Origin of the sequence: Luteolibacter rhizosphaerae (assembly GCF_025950095.1) — a bacterium.
GTDB classification, from domain to species: Bacteria; Verrucomicrobiota; Verrucomicrobiia; order Verrucomicrobiales; family Akkermansiaceae; genus Haloferula; species Haloferula rhizosphaerae.
This window is the reverse complement of sequence record NZ_JAPDDR010000003.1, coordinates 383,342-403,404: the sequence shown is the minus strand read 5'-3', so window position 1 is coordinate 403,404 and position 20,063 is coordinate 383,342. Positions and strand designations below refer to the sequence as shown.

At 61.6% G+C, this 20,063-nt stretch carries 16 protein-coding genes; 6 read left to right on the top strand and 10 right to left on the bottom strand.

Annotation, left to right across the window (positions count from 1 at the left end; translation table 11 throughout):
- The first annotated feature begins 60 nt into the window (after positions 1-60).
- Both OJ996_RS07365 and OJ996_RS07360 read left to right on the top strand, forming a co-directional pair.
- Positions 61-1,176: a patatin-like phospholipase family protein gene (locus tag OJ996_RS07365; RefSeq protein ID WP_264512789.1), complete on the top strand. Its 1,116-nt coding sequence runs from the start codon at positions 61-63 to the stop codon at positions 1,174-1,176.
- Positions 1,169-2,590, top strand: a complete 1,422-nt coding sequence (locus OJ996_RS07360; RefSeq protein ID WP_264512787.1) for a hypothetical protein — start codon at positions 1,169-1,171, stop codon at positions 2,588-2,590. The genes OJ996_RS07365 and OJ996_RS07360 overlap by 8 nt, the downstream gene beginning before the upstream one ends.
- On the opposite strand, the gene OJ996_RS07355 is transcribed toward OJ996_RS07360, so the two are convergent.
- The 3 genes from OJ996_RS07355 to OJ996_RS07345 are packed head-to-tail and all read right to left on the bottom strand — an operon-like array spanning position 2,591 to position 5,368.
- Positions 2,591-3,538, bottom strand: a complete 948-nt coding sequence (locus OJ996_RS07355; protein WP_264512785.1) for an MDR family NADPH-dependent oxidoreductase — start codon at positions 3,536-3,538, stop codon at positions 2,591-2,593.
- Complete coding sequence (locus OJ996_RS07350; protein WP_264512783.1) at positions 3,538-4,068, bottom strand: Uma2 family endonuclease; 531 nt, start codon at positions 4,066-4,068, stop codon at positions 3,538-3,540. The genes OJ996_RS07355 and OJ996_RS07350 overlap by 1 nt, the downstream gene beginning before the upstream one ends.
- Positions 4,069-4,105: 37 nt before the next feature.
- The gene (locus tag OJ996_RS07345) at positions 4,106-5,368 is read right to left on the bottom strand and encodes a Glu/Leu/Phe/Val family dehydrogenase (RefSeq protein ID WP_264512781.1); all 1,263 of its coding nucleotides are present in this window, start codon (positions 5,366-5,368) and stop codon (positions 4,106-4,108) included.
- A gap of 109 nt (positions 5,369-5,477) precedes the next feature.
- On the opposite strand from OJ996_RS07345, the gene OJ996_RS07340 reads away from it, so the two are divergent.
- The 3 genes from OJ996_RS07340 to OJ996_RS07330 are packed head-to-tail and all read left to right on the top strand — an operon-like array spanning position 5,478 to position 8,445.
- Positions 5,478-7,544 carry a glycosyltransferase gene (locus OJ996_RS07340; protein ID WP_264512778.1) on the top strand — a complete coding sequence of 689 codons (2,067 nt, stop codon included), beginning with the start codon at positions 5,478-5,480 and terminating at the stop codon, positions 7,542-7,544.
- Between the two features lie 53 nt (positions 7,545-7,597).
- Complete coding sequence (locus OJ996_RS07335) at positions 7,598-7,885, top strand: DUF6922 domain-containing protein (protein ID WP_264512776.1); 288 nt, start codon at positions 7,598-7,600, stop codon at positions 7,883-7,885.
- On the top strand, positions 7,840-8,445 hold the full coding sequence (locus OJ996_RS07330) for a nucleotidyl transferase AbiEii/AbiGii toxin family protein (RefSeq protein WP_264512773.1): 606 nt from the start codon (positions 7,840-7,842) through the stop codon (positions 8,443-8,445). The genes OJ996_RS07335 and OJ996_RS07330 overlap by 46 nt, the downstream gene beginning before the upstream one ends.
- Here the strand turns inward: OJ996_RS07330 and OJ996_RS07325 are convergent.
- A complete protein-coding gene (locus tag OJ996_RS07325) occupies positions 8,442-11,180 on the bottom strand; it encodes a DEAD/DEAH box helicase (RefSeq protein WP_264512771.1) in 2,739 nt (912 codons plus the stop codon). The two genes, OJ996_RS07330 and OJ996_RS07325, sit on opposite strands and share 4 nt — an antisense overlap.
- Positions 11,181-11,274: 94 nt before the next feature.
- Here OJ996_RS07325 and OJ996_RS07320 point away from each other — a divergent pair, with 94 nt between their 5' ends.
- On the top strand, positions 11,275-11,799 hold the full coding sequence (locus OJ996_RS07320) for a hypothetical protein (protein ID WP_264512769.1): 525 nt from the start codon (positions 11,275-11,277) through the stop codon (positions 11,797-11,799).
- Between the two features lie 52 nt (positions 11,800-11,851).
- On the opposite strand, the gene OJ996_RS07315 is transcribed toward OJ996_RS07320, so the two are convergent.
- From OJ996_RS07315 to OJ996_RS07290, 6 genes are all read right to left on the bottom strand, one after another.
- Positions 11,852-14,833, bottom strand: coding sequence for an RICIN domain-containing protein (locus tag OJ996_RS07315; protein ID WP_264512767.1), 2,982 nt, complete (start codon positions 14,831-14,833; stop codon positions 11,852-11,854).
- 490 nt (positions 14,834-15,323) lie between these two features.
- On the bottom strand, positions 15,324-16,631 hold the full coding sequence (gene sufD / locus OJ996_RS07310; protein ID WP_264512765.1) for a Fe-S cluster assembly protein SufD: 1,308 nt from the start codon (positions 16,629-16,631) through the stop codon (positions 15,324-15,326).
- Between the two features lie 43 nt (positions 16,632-16,674).
- Positions 16,675-18,111 carry a Fe-S cluster assembly protein SufB gene (sufB, locus tag OJ996_RS07305; protein ID WP_264512763.1) on the bottom strand — a complete coding sequence of 479 codons (1,437 nt, stop codon included), beginning with the start codon at positions 18,109-18,111 and terminating at the stop codon, positions 16,675-16,677.
- A 19-nt stretch (positions 18,112-18,130) separates the two neighbouring features.
- Positions 18,131-18,682, bottom strand: a complete 552-nt coding sequence (gene dps / locus OJ996_RS07300) for a DNA starvation/stationary phase protection protein Dps (RefSeq protein WP_264512761.1) — start codon at positions 18,680-18,682, stop codon at positions 18,131-18,133.
- Positions 18,683-18,705: 23 nt separating this feature from the next.
- Positions 18,706-19,464, bottom strand: a complete 759-nt coding sequence (gene sufC, locus OJ996_RS07295; protein ID WP_345783769.1) for a Fe-S cluster assembly ATPase SufC — start codon at positions 19,462-19,464, stop codon at positions 18,706-18,708.
- A gap of 40 nt (positions 19,465-19,504) precedes the next feature.
- Positions 19,505-19,939, bottom strand: a complete 435-nt coding sequence (locus tag OJ996_RS07290; protein ID WP_264512758.1) for a Fur family transcriptional regulator — start codon at positions 19,937-19,939, stop codon at positions 19,505-19,507.
- Positions 19,940-20,063 lie beyond the last annotated feature (124 nt).

The window sequence follows — 20,063 nt, the reverse complement described above, 5'->3', positions numbered from 1 at the left end:
GCCTCGCATTTCTCGTTCCTTTCTGGCCTTGCTCGGTTTGATTCGTTAGATAACCCGCCCATGGATCTTACGGCTCCCCCTTCCGGCCGCGCTCGCTTGCTTGCCTTCGATGGCGGGGGTATCCGAGGGCTATTCTCCTTGGAAGTCGCGAAACGGATCGAAACGCTGTTGCGGGAGAAGACCGGCAAGCCGGACCTCGTGTTGGCCGACCACTTCCACTACATGGGTGGCACCAGCACGGGAGCAATCATTGCCACCTTCCTCTCCTGGGGCATGCCGGTGAACGAGGTGATCCGGCTGTATCGGGAGAACTCCAAGCTGATGTTCACGAAGGCGGGGCTGGGGGCGATCTTCAAGAACCGCTTCGATGGCGAACCAATCTCCGATTTCCTGAGAAGCTTCTTCGTCGAGAACAACGGCACCCCGGCGACACTCGGAACCTCGAAGCTTCGGACCTTACTGCTGGTGGTGACGCGGAATGCTTCGACTGGCTCACCGTGGCCGATGTCGAACAATCCCCGCGCGCTCTACAACGATCGCAGCAAGCCGGGCTGCAACCTGGACCTGCCGCTGTGGCAGATCGTGCGTGCGAGCACAGCCGCGCCGACCTTTTTCCCGCCGGAGGTGATCGAGATCACGGATCAAATCGATGGGAGCATAAAGAAGCATGTCTTCGCCTTCGAGGACGGGGGCGTGACACCCTTCAACAATCCTGCCTACCTGCTCTACACGATGGCCACGCTGCCGGAATACAAGCTGGCATGGCCGGACGGGAAGGAGCGGATGAGCCTGGTATCCGTCGGCACGGGGCGAGTGAAGACCGGCCGCGGCGGTAAACTGGTCGAGCATCTGTTAGCGCAAGCGAAGTCGTTGCCCGCCGCGCTGATCGGATCGGCGCAATGGATGCAGGACCTGGTCTGCCGCCAGCAAGGGGAATGCCGCTACGGCGATCCGCTGGATAGCGAGCTGGGCACGCTGGTGCGCGAGAACCCGCGAGCCGCGTTTCTCTACGCGCGCTATGACCGGGCGATCGGTGAGGCTGAGATGAAGGCCGCGCTGGAGGTGAGCAAGAAGGGCTTCACGCTGGATAACATCGAGCTGATGGACTTTCTCGGTGAGATGGGGGCGACCTATGCGGAGCACGCGGTGAAGCTTGAACACTTCGACCATGACTGAAGGGAAGATCCAGCGCGTCTGGGTGATCGGGTTTGCCGGTCACCGGACGATTGCCGATGCGGTGGCAACCAAGACGGCGATCCTCGCCGGGCTGCGGGATTTCTGCCAGCATGCGAAAGGGGTGGTGACGGGCCGGGCAAGCGCCGCGGGGGGGGCGGACTTGATTTTCCTGGAATCCTGTCGGGAGCTGGGGCTGGCCTACAGCGTGGTGCTGCCCTTCCCGAAGGATCGCTTCCAAGAAGACTTCGACGATCCTGCGGAATGGGCTCGGGCGGAAGCGCTGACGGAAGGCGCGACCTTTACTGAGATCGCACCTGGAAACGAAGTCGCCCCGGAAGCTTACCATCTGGCGGCGCGGGAGATCCTGGATGTTTCCGACGCGATGCTGTTCTTCTGGGATGGCAAGCCGGCACGCGGGATCGGCGGCACCGCGGAGACCATCTCCGAAGCACGGGAGAGGAAGCTGCCTTTCCGGATCATCGAGGCGGGTAGCGGAGTGATCGGACCGGTGGAAGGAACGAAACCTTTCCCTTGGATCGATCAAGAGTTCGCTGCTTTCCCACCGGCAACAAACGTGGAGAAACTTTTCAACACCTTGGATCAACGCGCCGTGCACGGCGCCCCGCGCTCGCGCTGGTTCGCTGCCGGATCCATCTCGCTGAACCAGTTTGCGACGATCGCGACCGCGGTTCTAGTCGCCTTCAAGCTGGCGGAGAATGCGGCTCCCGCGATCAAGTTCGTGGTCGTCTCGCTCGCGGCAACATTGCCGTGGGTGGGAGCACGTTTCCGGATCAGCGATGCGTGGATGGAAGACCGCCTCCACGCCGAGCTACTGCGCTCGCTGCTGGCATCACATTCGTTCGCGCCACCATTGCGCCCCATTGCAGCGGATCTCTTCGATGAGGATGCGCCTTTTTTGCGGAGCTCGGCCTGGCACTTGGTCCGGGAGCGCCAAGACTGGAGATCGGCCCGCGTTCACTATCTGGCAGAGAGGCTCGACGGACAGATCCGCTACTTCACGGAGAAAGGTCACCTCGCGGCACGACGTCTGCGCGTGTTCCAGACACTCTTCCGCATCACCTCGATCGGTGCGATGATCCTGGGTGCCACCGCGATCTCGGCGGGCGTGTGGAAATGGCAGGTACCGGAGGGGATAAACCGGGTCGTCCTCAACTTCTTGCCAACGGTACTGCCCGCAATCGCCGCATGGTGTCTGGCGATGATCCCGCTCTTCGAACACAAGCGACGGGCCAAGGTGTATCTACAGGTAGCGGATCAACTCACCGAGAAACGGGCCGAGCTGATGGAAGCCAAGTGCTACACCACGGCGGCCGCCGTGGTGGCTTCTTGCGAGAGGCTGTTACTGACGGAGCTCTGGGAGTGGGCGGGCACGCGGGGCAAGCGGAAGCGCTAGCTACGGAACCAGTAGTACTTTCCCGTTCCGCTCCGGTGAGGCGAGAGCCTCCAATGCTTCCGGGTAGTTCGCCAAAGGAACGAGGCGATCGACCGGCATATGCAGACCGCTGGTAGCGAGACGTCCGTAAACTTCCCGAATCTCTTCGGAAGAGGCAGCCTCGATCCACTTCGTGATCCAGAGACCGCGGAGGTTGAGATTCTTGAAAATGAGAAGCCCGTTCGGGACGTTGAGCGGACGCCGGGCCATGGCACCGAAGGTGATGTGGGTGCCACCGGGCGCGAGGAGATTCATGAGTCGGAGCGCGCTCTCGCCCCCCACACAATTGAAAGCAAGAACGGGAGCCTTGTCACCGTGAGCCGCGACCGCGACGTCGTCATCAAGGGCAACCACATCGGCACCCAAGGCTTCGAGCTCCCCGACCAACTCCGCCCGCCGCACGAGATTGATGGTGTGTAGGCCGAGTTGCTTCGCCAGCACGATCACGCAGCGACCCACCGCGGAGTTCGCGGCGTTCTGCACGACCCATGATTCCTTCTCCGGCATCCCGAAGCCGGTGAGCAAGCGCCACGCGGTCGCGGGGTTCACCTTCAGCATCGCGGCTTGGGCAGGATCGAGGCCGGAGGGAAGCTTGAAGAGCGATGCCGCATCGATCTGAACATGCGAGGCCCAGCTTCCTGCCCGGCGGAGAATGATCGCGCGGTCGCCTGGCGCGAAGTCCGGCGAAGTGCTTTCCACAACTTCCCCGCAACCTTCAATCCCGGGAGTCGAAGGCAGGGGCGGCTTCACTCCATACGTGCCTTCGATGAGATTGAGGTCCGCCGGGTTCACCGGCGCGGCGAGCATCTTGAGACAGACCTCATTCTGCTTCAGCGGCGGAAGCTCGAGCTCCTCCAAGCGAAGCACTTCGAGGGGCTTGCCGAACTGATGAAATCGTAGTGCCTGCATCAGGCTTCGATCATCGCCGGGAAATCAGGACAGAGCAAAGACTTCTCCAAGGATTGCTGCGGGGAATGGAAGCGCATCCGCCCGTCTTCATCGCAGAACCAAACCTCGATGGCTCCCGCATCGAAATAGAGCGCCATCTTTTCCTCCATTTCCGCCTTCGTGTTCCCGGGAGAGATCACTTCCACGCAGATCTCGGGAGCTTCGAGGAAGCAGCGGCGGTCGAAAGCCCGCGCATAACGGAGATCGGAAAACCAAGCGACATCGGCAGCTCGGACGCCATCCGAGGTGGAGATCGGGCATTCCGTGACAACGCGGCCACTCAGAAGGACGCGAAGAACATAGCTTATCTCTGCTTGTTTGCTGCCGTGGGACGGCCCGGGAGGAGAAGTCATGATGATACGGCCATGCCGGTCCGTTTCGATGCGACCCTCGATCTTCGCCAGCACCGGATCGGCAAGCAATTGCTCCCAGATGCGGAGATTGAACTCCATCTGGTTCTCCCGCGGCGGCAGTTGGATCGCGAGGCTCACGGTGGGAAGCTAGCAGGTCAAACGAATGGCGGCAAGTTCAGGGAAAGAGGCCGCGCTGTGCCTTGACATCGGCGACGGTCTTCACGGCAAGCGACTGCGCGGCCATGCGGTGCGACAATTTGTTGCGTTCGGCAAAGACCAGCACCCGCGAGAAGGCACTCTCCAGCATGGTTTCCAGCTTGGTCAGCACCTCGCGTTCGGACCACTGGAAGCGCTGGAGATTTTGCACCCACTCGAAATAAGAAACGGTGACGCCGCCCGCATTGCAGAGGATGTCCGGGATCACAAAAATATCCCCGCGGGCATCGATCACCTTGTCCGCCTCAGGAGTGGTCGGACCATTCGCACCCTCCGCGAGAATCCTACATTTCAACTGCGGTGCATTGTCACCGGTGATCACCATGTCGGTCGCAGCCGGAACGAGGATATCGCAAGGCTGTGTGAGAAGCAGGGCAGGATCGATGGGATCCGCCTCGGTGAATCCCGCGATGCTTCCGCGCGCGGCGACATGATCGCGGAGCTTGCGGGTATCGATCCCATTCGCATTCCAGATCGCTCCGGTGACATCCGAAATGCCGGTGATCTTCACCCCGGAATTGGAGAGTCCGTAGGCGGCATGCGAGCCGACATTGCCGAAACCCTGAACGATCGCCGTGGCGTCGGTGAGCTTGATGCCGAGCTTGTTCAATGCACGGCAGGCGAGGAAGGCGACGCCATGGCCGGTTGCTTGGGTGCGCCCGGCGGAACCCTGCAGGCCGATCGGCTTGCCGGTGACGATACCGGGAATCAGTCGGCCGGCATGGGTGGAGTAAGTGTCCGTCATCCATGCCATGGTTTGTTCGTTCGTCCCCATGTCCGGCGCCATGATGTCGATGTCCTCCCCGATGAAGGGAATCATCTCCATGGTGTAGCGGCGGGTGAGGCGCTCGAGTTCGCCGATGCTCATCTTGCGTGGGTCGCAGGTGATGCCGCCCTTGCCCCCGCCGAAGGGCAGGTCCATGAGGGCGCACTTCCAGTTCATCCACATGGCCAGGGCCGCGACCTCGCCGAGATCGACATTCGGATGATAGCGGAGGCCGCCCTTCACCGGGCCGCGGGTGAGGTGGTGCTGCACCCGGTGGCCGAAGTAGACCTTCACGGCACCATCGTCATGACGGATCGGCACGGTCACGGTGATCAGACGTTTGGGCCACTTGGTGCGCTCCCGGATCTCGTCATTCAGGCCGAGGAAGTCCGCCACGAGGTCGAACTGGGTGGCCGCCATCGAGAAAACCGGGTTCCGGAGGAGCTCTTCGCGCATGAGTCCTTTCTAACCACGATCGGCGGCTTGCCAAACGAATCGTTTGGAGCGCGGCCTGATCGCGCTTGGAGCTTGGAACTTCCGCCGCGCCGCCTAGGGTTTCGCCCCGATGGAGGCCCTGTGCGTCGATGGCAAATTCTTCCGTGCCGGAGGAAGCCGCATCGCCGTGCGCGCCGTGACCTACGGCCCCTTCCCCGGAGGCTGGCCGGAGGACTTCAGCACGGATTTCCAAGGAATTGCCGCGGCGGGCTTCAATGCGCTGCGCCTGTACGAAATGCCGACGCGCAATCTGCTGGATGCGGCGCTGGCCCACGGGCTGCGGGTGATGGGCGGGCTGAAATGGCCGCAAGCCGTGGATTTCTTGAAGGACGAGCGAATCCTGGCGTCAGCCAAGGTGTCGCTGGCCGAGGCGCTGCGACCGCTGGAGGACCATCCGGCTCTGGCGGCGGTATTCGTAGCCAACGAGGTACCTGCCGACCTGGTGCGATGGATGGGCCCGGTGAAGGTTCGGAAAGCCCTCGAGAGCGTGATCACCTTAGGAAAGGAACTGCGGCCGGGACTGCTCTGGTGCTACGGGAACTACCCGAGCACGGAATACCTCGAGCCCGAGAATGCCGACTTCACGGCCTTCAACGTGTACTTGGAGGACGAGGGGGCTTTCCGGAAGTATCTGCGGCGGCTCCACCACATCGCCGGAGATCGTCCGGTGATGATCTCGGAATTTGGCTTGGATTCCCGCCGCAACGGCTTGGAACGGCAGGCGGAGACCCTCGCGTGGGGCATCCGTGCGATGAGAGAGGAAGGCACGGCGGGGCTCACGATCTACGCGTGGAGCGACCGCTGGTGGAATGCGGGGCTGGAGGTGAAGGACTGGGATTTCGGCCTGGTCGATCGCGATGGCCGGCCGAAGCCGGCACTCCCGGCAGTGGCCAAGGCCTTTGCCGTGAAGCCCCCGATAACCCCGGATGCGAAGATCTCGGTGATCGTGTGCACGCGGAATGGCAGGCCGCGGATCGGGGCCTGTCTGAAGGCGCTGGAGAAGCAGTCGCTGTCCGCGCACGAGGTGATCGTGGTGGATGACGGATCAAGCGACGGCACTGCCGGGCTGGTGGAGAAGCAATTCCCCGGCGCGATCCTGATCCGGCTGGAGCCCTCAGGCCTGAGCGCCGCGCGCAATGCCGGGGCAGAGGCGGCGACGGGCGAGTTCGTGGCCTTCACGGATGACGACTGCGAGCCGGATCGCGACTGGCTGGCAGGCCTGGCGACCGCCTTCGCCAAAGGCTGGGATGGGGTCGGCGGGCCGAACCTACCACCGCCACCGAAAGATGCGGTGGAGGCCGTGGTCGCGGCAGCGCCGGGTGCTCCCAGCCATGTGATGCTGGATGACGAAGAGGCGGAGCATCTACCCGGCTGCAACATCGCGGTACGACGTACGGCGTACTTCGACATCGGCGGATTCGATCCGCAGTTCAAGACCGCGGGCGACGATGTGGATTTCTGCTGGCGGCTGCGGGACAAGGGCTACCGGCTGGGCTTCGCGCCGACCGCCTTCGTGTGGCATCACCGCCGGCCTGCGCTGCGCGGCTACCTGCGGCAGCAGATCGGCTACGGCAAGGCGGAGGCGCTGCTGATCGCGAAGCATCCGCGGCGTTTCACCTCCAATGGTGATGCGAAGTGGGAGGGCTTTGTCTACTCGGGCGGACCGGTGAGGGCGGTGGAGGGCTCGATCATTTACTACGGGCAGATGGGTCTGGCGGGCTATCAGGGCGTGGTGGATCGCATGCAGCCGCTGCGCCCCCTGGATACGCGGTTCGACAATCTTTTATCGAGAACACAGCTCGATCTGGTCTCCAACCTACAACCGCGGATCCGGGCTTGGTTTCGCTGCCGTGGATGGTGGCGCCCTGCCAAGAGCCACGACGACTCGTCGGGATTGGGACCGGGTATCGAGTTTTCCCTTTGGTCCGCCAATGGAGCATCGAGGGAAGACTTTTTGGAGGACCTTCTCGCACAGGGTTGGCAGCCAGGGGAATCCAGCGGAACATGGGACGTGGAGAAGAGCGGCACCCGGATTCTGCTCGCTGCAGAACGAGGCGATGGCGGCGGGAGATCCGTTCTAGCGCGAGTGTGGGGAACGGTGCCCTCCGCTCTGGGCCAGTTCCGGAAGCGGAACTAGAAGCGGCGCATCTTCGTTCTTCCCCGCCCAGCCGTGGGGGCTATGATGGATGCATGCCGCCCCTATCAAAGCATCTCTTCTGGGATGTGGATGCTCGGGAGATCGATCCCGAGAAGCACGAGGCTTGGCTGGTGCGGAGGGTCTTGGAACATGGCTACTGGAACGACTGGAGACTTATCGTCGATCTCTATGGCAAACCCCGGCTACGTGAGACGGTAACGCGCCTGAGAACACTGGATCCTCGTGCCTTTGCGTTCTGCCGGGCCATCTTCGATCTACCCGCTTCTTCCTTCCGATGCTCCACCTTGATGCCATCCCCGTCGCAGTCCGGCTCTTGCTAGAGCAACTTGCCACGCGAGAGGAGTTGCGTGCTTTCCAGCTTGGGGGAGGAACCTCGCTCGCCTTGCGTTTCGGGCATCGCCTTTCCGTGGACCTTGATTTCTTTGCCACGGATACTTTTGAACCCGAACAACTCCAAACGGCCTTGAACATGGCAGGTGCGAACGTGGTTGGCCGGAGCACGGGAACGCTGACGCTGGATGCAGGCGGTGTGAAGCTGGATTTCCTTCGTCACGCTTACCCCCTCCTCGCGAAGCCTGATCACATCGATGGCGTTGCGATGCTTTCGATCCGCGACGTGACGGCGATGAAGCTGAACGCGATTGCAAACCGGGGATCGAAGAAGGATTTCTTCGATCTATGCGAGCTACTCAAACATCGGTCGCTCGACGAAATGATGACGGACTTCGAAAGCAAGTACCGGAACTCGGACCGCTTTATCGTCCTGCGCAGCATGGCTTGGTTCGAGGATGCGGAACTGGAACCCGATCCCATCTCACTGAATGGAGATTCGTGGGCTGAAGTTCAGAAGAAGATTACCGATGCGCTCCGCAGACTTTAACCCAAAGGAGCCAGCAAGGCGGACAAAGTGATCTCGTCCGGAGCGGCAGCACGGGCGGCGTCGGAGAGAAGCGAGTCCGCGAGCTGGCTTTTCTTCGCTTGGAGCTGGTGGATGCGTTCCTCGACGGTGCCTTGGCAGATGAGCTTGTGGACGAAGACCGGCTGGGTCTGCCCGATGCGGTAGGCGCGGTCGGTAGCCTGGGCCTCGGCGGCGGGGTTCCACCATGGATCGTAGTGGATCACGGTATCCGCCGCGGTGAGATTGAGGCCGGTGCCACCCGCCTTCAGCGAGATCAGGAAGACTGGATAGTTACCGCCCTGGAACTTCTCTACCAACTCGCCGCGGTTCTTGGACTCCCCGGTAAGCTTGAGGTACGGAATCTTCCGTACTTGGAGGAGGCCCTCGATGATCTCGAGCATGGAGGTGAACTGGGAGAAGAGAAGGATCCTACGGCCTTCCTCGATCAATGTCTCCAATAGCTCGACGAGGTAATCGAGCTTCGCCGAGCCAGCGGCTTCGGCTTCGAGCTTCGATTCGCCTTCGAACTTGAGCAGCTTCGGCTCGCAGCAGATCTGCCTGAGCTTGAGCAGAGCTTCCAGGAACACCATGCGCGATCCCTCGAGGCCCTTGATCGCGATCGCCTGGCGGACGCGCTTGTCCATGGTGGCGCGCACGGTTTCGTAGAGGTCCTTCTGACCGGTATTGAGCTCGACCGGGTGGATGAGAATGGTTTTCGGAGGCAGTTCCTTCGCGACTTGGTCCTTCGTCCGGCGGAGAATGAGCGGGGCGACGCGTGTCTTGAGCGCGGCGCGGCGGTCTTCATCGCCATCGCGTTCGATAGGAGTGCGGAAGCGGCGGTTGAAGTCCTCTTGCCCGCCGAGGAATCCCGGCATGAGGAAGCGCATGAGGCTCCAAAGTTCGCCGAGGTGATTCTCCACCGGAGTTCCCGAGAGACAGAGACGATGGCGGGCATCGAGCTGGCAGACGGCCTGTGCCATCTTGGAGGCGGGATTCTTGACGTACTGTGCCTCGTCGAGAACGGCGAGGTGGAAGGAGTGTTCCTTGAGCTTGTCGATATCCCGCTGGATCAGAGCGTAGGAGGTGAGGACGAGATCCGCGTAAGGGATCGAGCGGAAGTACTTCTTACGCTGCGGTCCATCCAGCATGAGGATGCGGAGCGAGGGCGCGAACTTCTGCACCTCCGCCCGCCAGTTCGGCACCACGCTGGTCGGTGCGACGACCAGGGCCGGCTTGCCCTTCGAGCGGGCGGAATCTTTCTCGGCGAGGATGTGGGTGATGGTCTGGAGCGTTTTGCCCAAACCCATGTCATCGGCGAGGATGCCGTGCAGCTCATGGCGCGCGAGGAACTGCATCCAGTGGTAGCCCTCCGCCTGGTATTCCCGGAGCTCGGCCTTGATGCCGGGGGGAGAAGGGATCTTCTCGATGCCGGCGAAATTCCCCAGCTTCTGCGCGAGTTCGGCCAAGCGTTCGGGCGCCTGGATGCCGAGCTCTTCCGAGGTGGCGATGGCCGCCGCGTCGAGCGGGTGGAGCCGGAGCTTGCTGCCCTTGAAGCGGCGTGGATCGATCAACGCGGCGAACTGCTTCAGAATTTTGCGGATGCGCGCGGAAGGCAGGCGCAAGGCGCGACCGTCCTCGAGATGATGCAGGAAATGTCCGTCCGCCGGAAACTCAAGCGTGGTCTCCATCGCACCGCGGTCGAGGAGCTGGGCGAGGATGGGAAGGAGATCGAGTTGTTTGCCGCCGACTTCGAAGCCCACGGAAAGATGAAACCATCCCGAGCCATCATCTTCGAGGGTGTAGATGAAGCCATCGGGATCGAGGTCGATCACCTCATGCCCGACCTCCGGATCGAAGACCACGGCCCAACCTGCGGCTTCCAAGGAAGCAGCACCGGTCGCGCGCAGCCATGGCCAGAATTCCGCCAAGGAGCCATGGCTGGGATTCGGGAACCAGAGGCCAGCCTCCGAGGGCGTGCCTTGCTTCCCTTTCCCCGCCAACCCGAGCAAGAAGCGGAACTGCGAATGCCCCGCAAGACTGGCGAGACCGGCCTGCTGGAGGGTAAGGATTGCATTCATCTCCGCCGCGATATCACGGCGGATGACCAGCGGCCCCTTTGAGGTATCGACCCGGTGTTCACGAGGCCCGGGAATGCCGCCGAGCGGGATACGATGTTCACCGTAGATCGCGTGGGGACGCGCGACGACCCAGTCGCCGGCATCCGGGATTTTGAGCGCCTGAAGCAGCAACCGCACGACCTTCGTCTCGGTGGGCTCGCGAAGGATCGTGAGCACGAAGCCCGGCTTGAACTCGACGTGGGGAAGATCTTCAGGAGCAATCGTAGAAACCGCAGACGACGAGGGCGCCGTTGTGCGTGCCGAAAGGCCGTCGAGCAGGCGGGAGAGATTCTTCCCCTTTCCCGCTTCTTCGAGGAGGGCCGCCGCATGCGCACAGAAGCGGCCCGTCTCGCAGCTACAGTTACTCTCGAAATCCCAGTCGCTGCCGGAGGGCCAGAGGGACACCTCGCAGGATTCGCCCGCAATGCTCGCCTTGAGGGTGAAACTATCCGCATCCACCCAATCGCCACTCAGCTCGCGCACCTTAGGCCGCAGCCGATGCCCGGCTTGCGCGCACTCCTCTTCGAAGCGCTCTTTCCAGAGCTCGTCGTCGAAGAATCCGTGGATGTCGGGCTGGCTTTCCAAAGGGCCGCTGAGCATGCCGCAGCCGCGTGCGGAGTCGAGGGTAAGTAACGGCCATCCGGCGACGCTTTTCAGAATGGACGGAAGCAGTGGCGCTTCCCACGCTGGGACCATGGAACCCGACGATGACTACGAGGACGCCCCGCTCGATCCCCCACCTTCCCAGCCGCTGCTGAAGGGTGATCTGTTGCAGAAGCGGATGGATGCGGTGATCGGGGACCCGGCCTTGTGGAATCGTCTGGAGATCCGGCTGGGCGACCTGCTCGAGGAGCTGGCCGATCTGGACGAGTCGCTCAATGACGACGAGCTGCAGGCGGTCTTCACGGTGACAATCATGGCGCTCGGGGCGATGCATCCGACCGTGGGCAAGGACTACGAGCCGGATGCTTTCCGGATGTCCTCTTGGTATGACCTGAAGATGGCGAACCGGGTGCCCGGGGAGGAAATGGAAGACCGCCTGGAAGGGCTCTTCGTGGAAACCGCGCAGGAGCAAGTGGCTGCTACCGCGGCCGATATCCTGGAAAGCATGGGCCGCGAGAAGGGCTCGAAGATCCGCGCCAAAAGAATGGAGCAGCTCATCACCGCGGTCTGCGCGGCGATTTGGGAGACGGCGCACTGGCCGGTCTCGATCGAGTAAAAAAAGCCCCGGGAGTCTCCTCCCGGGGCCGCGATGCGCTGTCCAATCAGTCTCAGTCAGAATCGGCGAAGCGCCACTGCTGGTCCACCGCGCCGGTGAATTGCCAGAGCTGGACCACGCTGCCATTGGCGAACTGGTTGTCGTTGCCGCTCACTTCCATGCAGCTACCCGTCGCACAATCCGGGGTGAAGCGGAGCCAGTTGCCGTCCGTGCGGGTGTAGGCCCAGCGTTGCGCGGCATTGCCGGTGCCCAGCCAATCCCACTGCTGGAGCTTGGTGCCATTGGCAGTGCCCGAGGCATTCACATCGAGCGCCTTGGCCGTCGCGGAGGTGGGTGTCAACCGGATGCGGCCCGCGAAACCGGACACATCGCTCAGGGTGAACCTCTGGTTCGCGCTGGCATTCCACTGCTGCAAGATGGTGCCGGCGCCGTTGTTCGTGCCACCACCTGAAATATCCAGGCATTGGGCTTGGGCATGACGCGGGATAAGCCGGTAGGTGCCCGGGCTCATTCCCACCAGCTCCGGATACCACTGCTGCCAAGTGGCCTCGAAGCATCCCCACTGATGCACGTCGTTGACGCCACCGGGATCCATGTCGATCACCTTGCCGTCCGTGCCCTTGTGGGTGAAGTAGATGTGCCCGTCGGGATTCTGGCCGATGTACCAGCGCTGCGCGTCGCTGGTGTTTCCAGTGTATTGCCAGATCTCGGGACCATCGCCCTGGCCGTTGTTGTCCACGTCCATCCACTTGTCGGTGCCTTGGTGGTTGAAACGATAGCTGCCATCGCTCTCGCGCCAAGCCACCCAGTTTTCCGCAGCGGTGTTCGTTGCGTTGAATACCGTCAGTGGCACGCCGTTGGCCGAACTATTCCCGGCGATGCCGAGATACTTGCCATTGTTGCGGTTCTTGAAGCGATAGACCCCGCCGCTGACCAAGGGACGATAGTTCGCGGTATTGCGCGGACCGAAGGTGATCTGCACATCCGCATAACGATTGGGATTCGTACCTCCCACCGCGACGGTCTTGATCGTGAGATCCGCCGCCGAGTCATACCAGGTCTGGTTCACCGCGAGCGGGGCATTGTCCCGGTTATCATCGCCCGGGTTGTTCAAGTCCAGCAGGTGACTATCCGAAAACTTGAACGAGGACACCGCATAAACAGCCACGCCGTTGTTGAAGTTGCCTTGGGCGATCGGATCGCCATGGATGCCCAGCCAATAGTTGTACTCGTAGTCGCGGCCGATCTTGATGGCCACGGTGCGATTCAGCGCCGTCGAGCCATCGTGCTGATAGACACGATAGGTGCCGCTGCGATTCACGGTCTGGACCGCGCTGTCGGGGAGCCAGCTACAGATGTTTTTATAGTAGGGATTGAAGCTGTTGTACTGGTTGGCACCCCAGGCATTGCCCATCGGGTCCGCGGCATCGCCATACTCGCGATGCTGCTTGCTCGCGGAGATCGGGTTGCCATCCGTCGCGTACCAGGAGTTCCCGTGCGGCAGCCGGAAGGTGTGCCCGTATTCGTGCAACGTCACCTCCACGCCGAAGAAACCATTGAGGAAGATGTAGCCCGCCCATGCCAGACCGGCGGCACCGGTATTGTAGCTTTCGTGCGCGACGATCAGCTGCGCGTAGCTGGAGAGATTGTAGCCCAACGCCTGCGCGGCATTCTTGGCATCCGTGATCCAGCGGTTGCAGTCGTAGCCGGCGCCGAGGGGATTGCCCACATAGTAGGTTCGCGGCTGCGGCAGGGTCATCACCGGCGTCACGTCGGATTGCGAAATCCACGTGTTGTTGTAGGAGATGCGGCGCATGCGGACATCGAAGCCGCCGGCGCCGTAGACCATGTTGTTGAAGTCGGTGGGACTGCCATTGGCCGGAAAGCCGGTGTCGTTTGCCTGCACGCGCATGATCAGGATCTTCTTCCCGCCGAAGGTCATGCTGGTCGGCGGCTTGCCGAGATAGCCGACCGAACCCGACACCGCACTGTCTCCCAGTGCCTGCGGCTTGGGCATGCACAGCGTGTGCAGGCCGAGATCCGCAAGCGTTTGGCCGGTAGGCTCGTTCGCCTTCTCGCTCGCCACGATCCCGGATTCCACATTGATCACGTGTTCCGGTTCGCAGACTTCATAGATACCGCGGCCGAGCTGGAAGAGGGTGCTACTGCCTTGCGGCACGATTCCTGTTCCCGCCTTCGCGACCGTCTCGCCGGAGACCGGACAGCTTTCGTTCACCACCTCGCCGTCAAGCGATTCACCCTCTTCGAGCATCCGCACCGGGCTATCGAGGACAGCCATCTTGTTATCGAGGACGATGCCGTGCAGCGAGATGTCCCGCATCCACGAGACGTTCTCGCGATTGCCGTAGCGGAAGGCCTCGTAGAAGTTACCATCGACAGCGACACGATCGGCCGGCGGAATCGGCTCGCCACCGGGAACCGCCATCACGTTCAGTATCGAGAGATCCCCGAAACCATCGACACGGGATTCGAGAAGCGCCTGGATCGAGGCTGGAAGTTGATCGCGGACCTTGAGAGGCACGGCATTGGCGAGCGCGCGCCGCGGATCCGAGCCGATCTGAGCTTCGAGCGCGTCACGACGTGCCGTGGCGGCAGCGATACCCTCTTCCTCAAGCAGGCTGCGGCCGGCTTCCGAGGTCGCAAGGTAGCGTTGAGCCCACGCGGCGAAATCCTGCATCGCCGGATGAGGGTCCTTCAGCCAAGCGCTTGCGGTGAGTTCACGCTCGGGCACCGCGGTGGGCACCGGAGGACTATCGGCAGGCAATTGCGCAAGCGGGATGGCGGCCTTGCCTTTCTCGACAAGGTCGGTGAGCCGCCGCATTTCCTTCTCATGATCGGGAGGTGCGGGCTTGTCGGGCCGCGCCGAGGCTTTCGCCTGAGTCGCGACGGGATCATGTTCGTTCTTCTCACCGCGCGGCACGAAGACGATGCCGAGGGTGATCAGCGCTGTGGCTGCTGCGGCTCTACTCCATGTCCGCCGCCTGCTGTGGTTCGGGTTGATACGGGAGTTCATTGGCTTTTTTTAGTGGGTTACCACGAAGCCAAGAAATGCTCCCTGCCAGGTTTGGGTTGGGTTGTAATTTCATAGAATTGCAGGGCGCAAATTCATGGCTTCCGCAGTGTTCCGATCCAATGGGCAGCTCTAGGATCGAAGCTCGCCCCTACCACCTGCATGACCCTCCGGGCAATGCTTTTCTAACCGTCGCCCGCAGGAATCGTTATACTTGCGTCCGATAATTTTCAGCGCAGACACATGGCGGCTGAATTTGCGAATCCGCCTCCTGTTAGTGGCTCGATCAGAGCGACTCGCAGGATCTAACAGATAGAAATGCCTACGTGCGATTTGCGACTAAACCGCTTCCCGTCAGGCCTGCTCACGTATCATTCCGATACGTGACGAGAACTTGTCTATCAGTTCCACAAACACGGGTCTCACCTGAATCGATTCAGATCGATTCGCCCTTGGCGATCCCGACGTTTCAGAGATGTGCAAGAGTGCCCTGTCAGGCTCCTCCGCTCGCGATGTGCGCGAACTTATCGTCGAGGAACTTGAGGACCATCTCCTCCACCTTGTCGTCACCAAGACGCTCGATCACCTCGACCGAGAAGCCGCGGGCAATGAGCTGGCGGGCACGGACCGGATCGATACCACGGGCCCGCAGGTAGAAGATCTCTTCGTCCGCGATCTGGGCGCTGGTGCTGCCATGGGAGCACTTCACGTCATCTGCATTGATCTCCAGGCCGGGCATCGAGTTGGCTTCCGCCTTGTCGCTCATGAACAGGTTCCGGCAGGTCTGGTAGGCATCGGTGCGATGCGCGCCTTCATCCACGAAGATCAGGCCCGAGAAAATGGTACGAGACTCATCGTAGAGGGAGTTCTTGTAGAGCAGGTCGCTGTAGGCTCCCGGGCTCACGTGGTGTTGGAAGGTGCGCTGGTCATACTCCTGCTCGCGGGCTGGAACGCTCACGGAGAGCATGTCCGAGCGGGAGCCTTCGCCTTCGAGGCGGCTGAGCGATTCATTGCGCGCCCATGCAGCCCCGGTGTTCAGGATGAAACCGGTGGCAGAGGCATCCTTGGCAACACCGGTCTCATTGACCTGGATCACCTTGGTTTTCTCGTTAAAGGCCTGGATGGCAATGTAATCGAGCTTCGAGCCGGGACCTGCATTCAGGTCATTCACTGCGATCGCAAGGCCGACATCGCTGTCATTGGCGGACTGAAAGTAATCGACAACGCGGACCTTGGAGTTCGCCCCGGTCACGACCAGCGTGTGCGGGAAGATCACGCTCTTCTCGCCGGAGAGCCAGTGGTAGACCTCGATGCTGCCTGCCACTTCGACACCGGCGGGCACATGCACGAAGAGGCCCGTGCTGACGTTCGCCTCGTGGAGCGCCGTCCACTTGAGCGAGCCGAGACGCGTATCACGCTTCATGAAGTGCTCACGCACCAGATCGCCATGCGAGACCAAGGCTTCGGCCAAGGGGAGACAGATTACGCCCGCTGGCAGATCCGACTCCGAATGCAGCAGGGCGTCGTTCGCGAACACGAACTTGGCCGCCGGGGCTTCGAGAGCCTTCGAGCGTTCGACCAAGCCGGCAACCGAGGCGGCCTCGGCCACGGCATAGCCGGAGAAATCGAGCTGCTTGAAGGAAGAGAAACGCCATGGCTCGTCCCCACGCTTGGGCGTGGGAGTTTCGAGAAAGCGCTGCCATGCCGCGCGCCGGCGCTCCGCGAACCACGCGGGAAGGGCGGCAGAGGTTTCGGGAGCGGATTCGAGCAGGGAAGCGGAGTGTTCGAGCACGGCGGGCATCGAAATGAAGTGAAGAAGTGTAGAGAGAGGATTGGGAGAGGGATCAGCCTACGCTGCCTTCCATTTCGAGATCGATCAGGCGCTTGAGCTCGACGGAGTATTCCATCGGGAATTCACGGACCAGATCGTTGATGAAACCGTTCACGGCGAGGGACATGGCGGCGCCCTCGCTCAGGCCGCGCTGCTGCATGTAGAAGAGCATTTCTTCCGAAACCTGCGAGACGCTGGCCTCGTGCTGCGTCGCGTGCTGGTTACCCTTCACCGTGATCGCCGGATAGGTATCCGTGCGGCTGCGGGTGTTGATCAGCAGGGCATCACACTCGGTGTTGTTCTTGCAGCCCTTCAGATGCTTCGGGATGTGAACTTGGCCACGGTAGGTCGCGCGGCCTTCGCCCACGGAGATCGACTTGGACACAACGTTGGAGGTCGTGTTGTTCGCGGCGTGAATCATCTTCGCACCGGTGTCCTGGTGCTGGCCGCTGTTCGCGAGGGCGATCGAGATCACCTCGCCGCGGGCGCGCTCACCCTTCATGATCACGCCGGGATACTTCATGGTCAGGCGGCTGCCGATGTTGCAGTCGATCCAGCGGACCTCCGCATCTTCCATCGCCATGCCGCGCTTGGTCACCAGGTTGAAGACATTGCTGCTCCAGTTTTGGACCGTGACATACTGGATCTTCGCGCCCTTGAGCGCGACGAGTTCCACCACTGCGGAGTGCAAGGTGGAGGTCTCGAACTTCGGCGCGGTGCAGCCTTCCATGTACATCACCTCCGCACCTTCGTCCGCGATGATGAGCGTGCGCTCGAACTGGCCGAAGTTTTCCGAGTTGATCCGGAAGTAGGCCTGCAGCGGCTGCTTCAGCTTCACGCCCTTCGGAATGTAGATGAAGGAGCCGCCCGAAAACACCGCGCTGTTCAGCGCGGAGAACTTGTTGTCGCCGGTCGGGATGACCTTGCCGAAGTAAGGACGGAAGATCTCCTCGTGGTTCTTCAGACCCTCGGTCGAGTTCACGAAGATCACGCCCTGCTTGGTCAGCTCCTCCTTCATGTTGGAGTAGGCCGCCTCCGAGTCGTACTGGGCTTCCACCCCGGCCAGGAACGCGCGTTCCTGTTCCGGGATGCCCAGTCGCTCGAAGGTGCGGAGCACGTCCTCGGGCACATCTTCCCAGGAACGCTTCGGCTTCTCACCATCCGACAGGTAATAGCGGATGATGTCGAAATCGATGTTGTCCAAGTCCTCCGTCGCCCAATTCGTGGGCATGGGCTTCTCGCGGAAGACCTTGAGCGCGTTGTGACGGAACTCGCGGATCCACTGCGGCTCGCCCTTCACATCGCTGATATAATCGATCGTGCGCTCGGTCAGGCCGCGACCGGCATCGAACTTGTGGCGCTCCGGGAAGGAGAAATCCCCCTTCGAGCGGTCGATGTCGATGGCCTCCTGCGTGTCGGCGTCGATGGTACTGGATGCGTCGTAGGACATGAAAAAATCGGGAGATGGGCTAGGCGACCGCCTCTTCGGGCGCGGCAGCCTGCTCGGGTTCAGGTTCCGGTTTTTGCTTCGGCTCCGGTGCCGGTTCGAGCGTGGCTTCGAGGAACCACAGCGCGCGGTCGAGACCATGCGCGGTCTTGATGAAAAGGTCGGCGGTGACTTCGTCGTCCACTTCCTGTGCCCGCTCGATGGCGAGACCGGCACAATCGGCGACGGCGGCGTAACGGTCTGCCAGCAGGGCTACCAGGTTCGGCCCCCAGGTTGCCTTCTTCGGCAGATGGTCCAAGTCGGTCTTTTTCGCGATCCGGCTGGCGGTGCCAAGCGCGCGGCCACCCAAGGCGGTGATGCGCTCGGCCAGCTCGTCGGTGGATTCATCCAGCTCCCCGGCCAAGCGGTCGAAGAGCTCGTGAAGGGTCATGAAGTTCGGCCCGCGCACGTTCCAGTGCGCTTGCTTCACTTGGAGGCGGAGGTCGATGACGAGTACAAGGAAGTCATTCAGCAGAGCGACGGATTTTTCGCGGCTCTGTGAATCGAGGGGGTGACGTGTCTTGCGCAGTTTCATGGCAGTGCCTGCCGTAGCAGGGATCAGGCCGTGGCCAATGCTTCTTCCTTGAGGAAGTCGTAACCGTTGCGCTCCAGCTCGTGCGCGAGTTCCGGACCGCCGGAGCGGACGATCTTGCCCGCGGCCATGACGTGCACGTAGTCCGGGGCGATGTAATCCAGCAAGCGCTGGTAGTGAGTGATCAGCAGCATGCCGCGCTCGGGGGAACGCATGGCATTCACGCCCTTGGCGACGATCTTGAGCGCGTCGATGTCCAGGCCGGAATCGGTCTCGTCGAGGATGCAATACCTAGGCTCCAGCATTAGCATCTGGAGGATCTCGTTGCGCTTCTTCTCACCGCCGGAGAAGCCTTCGTTCACGGAGCGAGCCGTGAACTTCCGGTCCATCTCCAAGAGGTCCATCTTCGAGTAGAGATTCTTGTAGTAAGCGACGGCATCGATCTCTTCGCCCTTTGGCAGACGGGACTGGAGGGCGGCACGGATGAAGTTCGCATTCGAGACACCGGGGACTTCCGCCGGATACTGGAAGGCGAGGAAGACACCGGCGCGGGAGCGCTCGTCGATCGACAGCTCGAGGATATCCTCGCCATCCAGAGTGACCGATCCACCCGTCACGACGTAGCCTTCGTGACCGGCGATCACCTTCGAGAGGGTGGACTTGCCGGAGCCGTTCGGACCCATGATGGCGTGAACTTCACCGGCAGGGATCTCCAGCGAGACGCCCTTCAGGATTTCGGTGCCATCTTCCAGAGTGGCGTGGAGGTCGGTGATGACGAGGGACATGATGCGTTAAATTTCCAAATTCTGAGTTCCAGATTTCAAATCAAGGGGAGGGCAGCTCGCCGCGGAGAGTGATCTCGATACCGGTAACGACTGCTCCCTCCGGAAGATCGAGAAGGTCGGCAAGGCAGACGCCCGGCTTGAAAGTGACGTCGTGAATCTTGCCGCTGGCCTTGTCGTGGAAGTGACCGTGGTCGGCGAGATTCGGGCAGAAGCGTGAGGGCTCGCGGTCGAAATTCACCTGCCGGACCAGCCCGTGCTGAACCAGCGCTTCCAAGGTGTTGTAAACCGTGGCGAGCGAGATGTTCGGCAGGGTGTCCTTCACGCGCATGAAAACATCCTGCGCGGTCGGGTGATCCCTCTGTTCAAGTAGAAGGCGATAGACTTCCTGCCTCTGGCGTGTCATCCGCAGCCCTCCCGTTTCCTGCGGAGTCTCCGCGGAAAAATCGGAATCGCTGTCTGTTGAAAGATCCACCATGGGTCGGGCGGCGGAAGCTACGCCCAGCCACCCCTAAGGCAAGAATAATTCTAATTTTTAGTTTTTGCCAACCTTTCGTCTACCTCCGGACCAGTGCGACGGAGGGCTTATCCAGCTGATAATC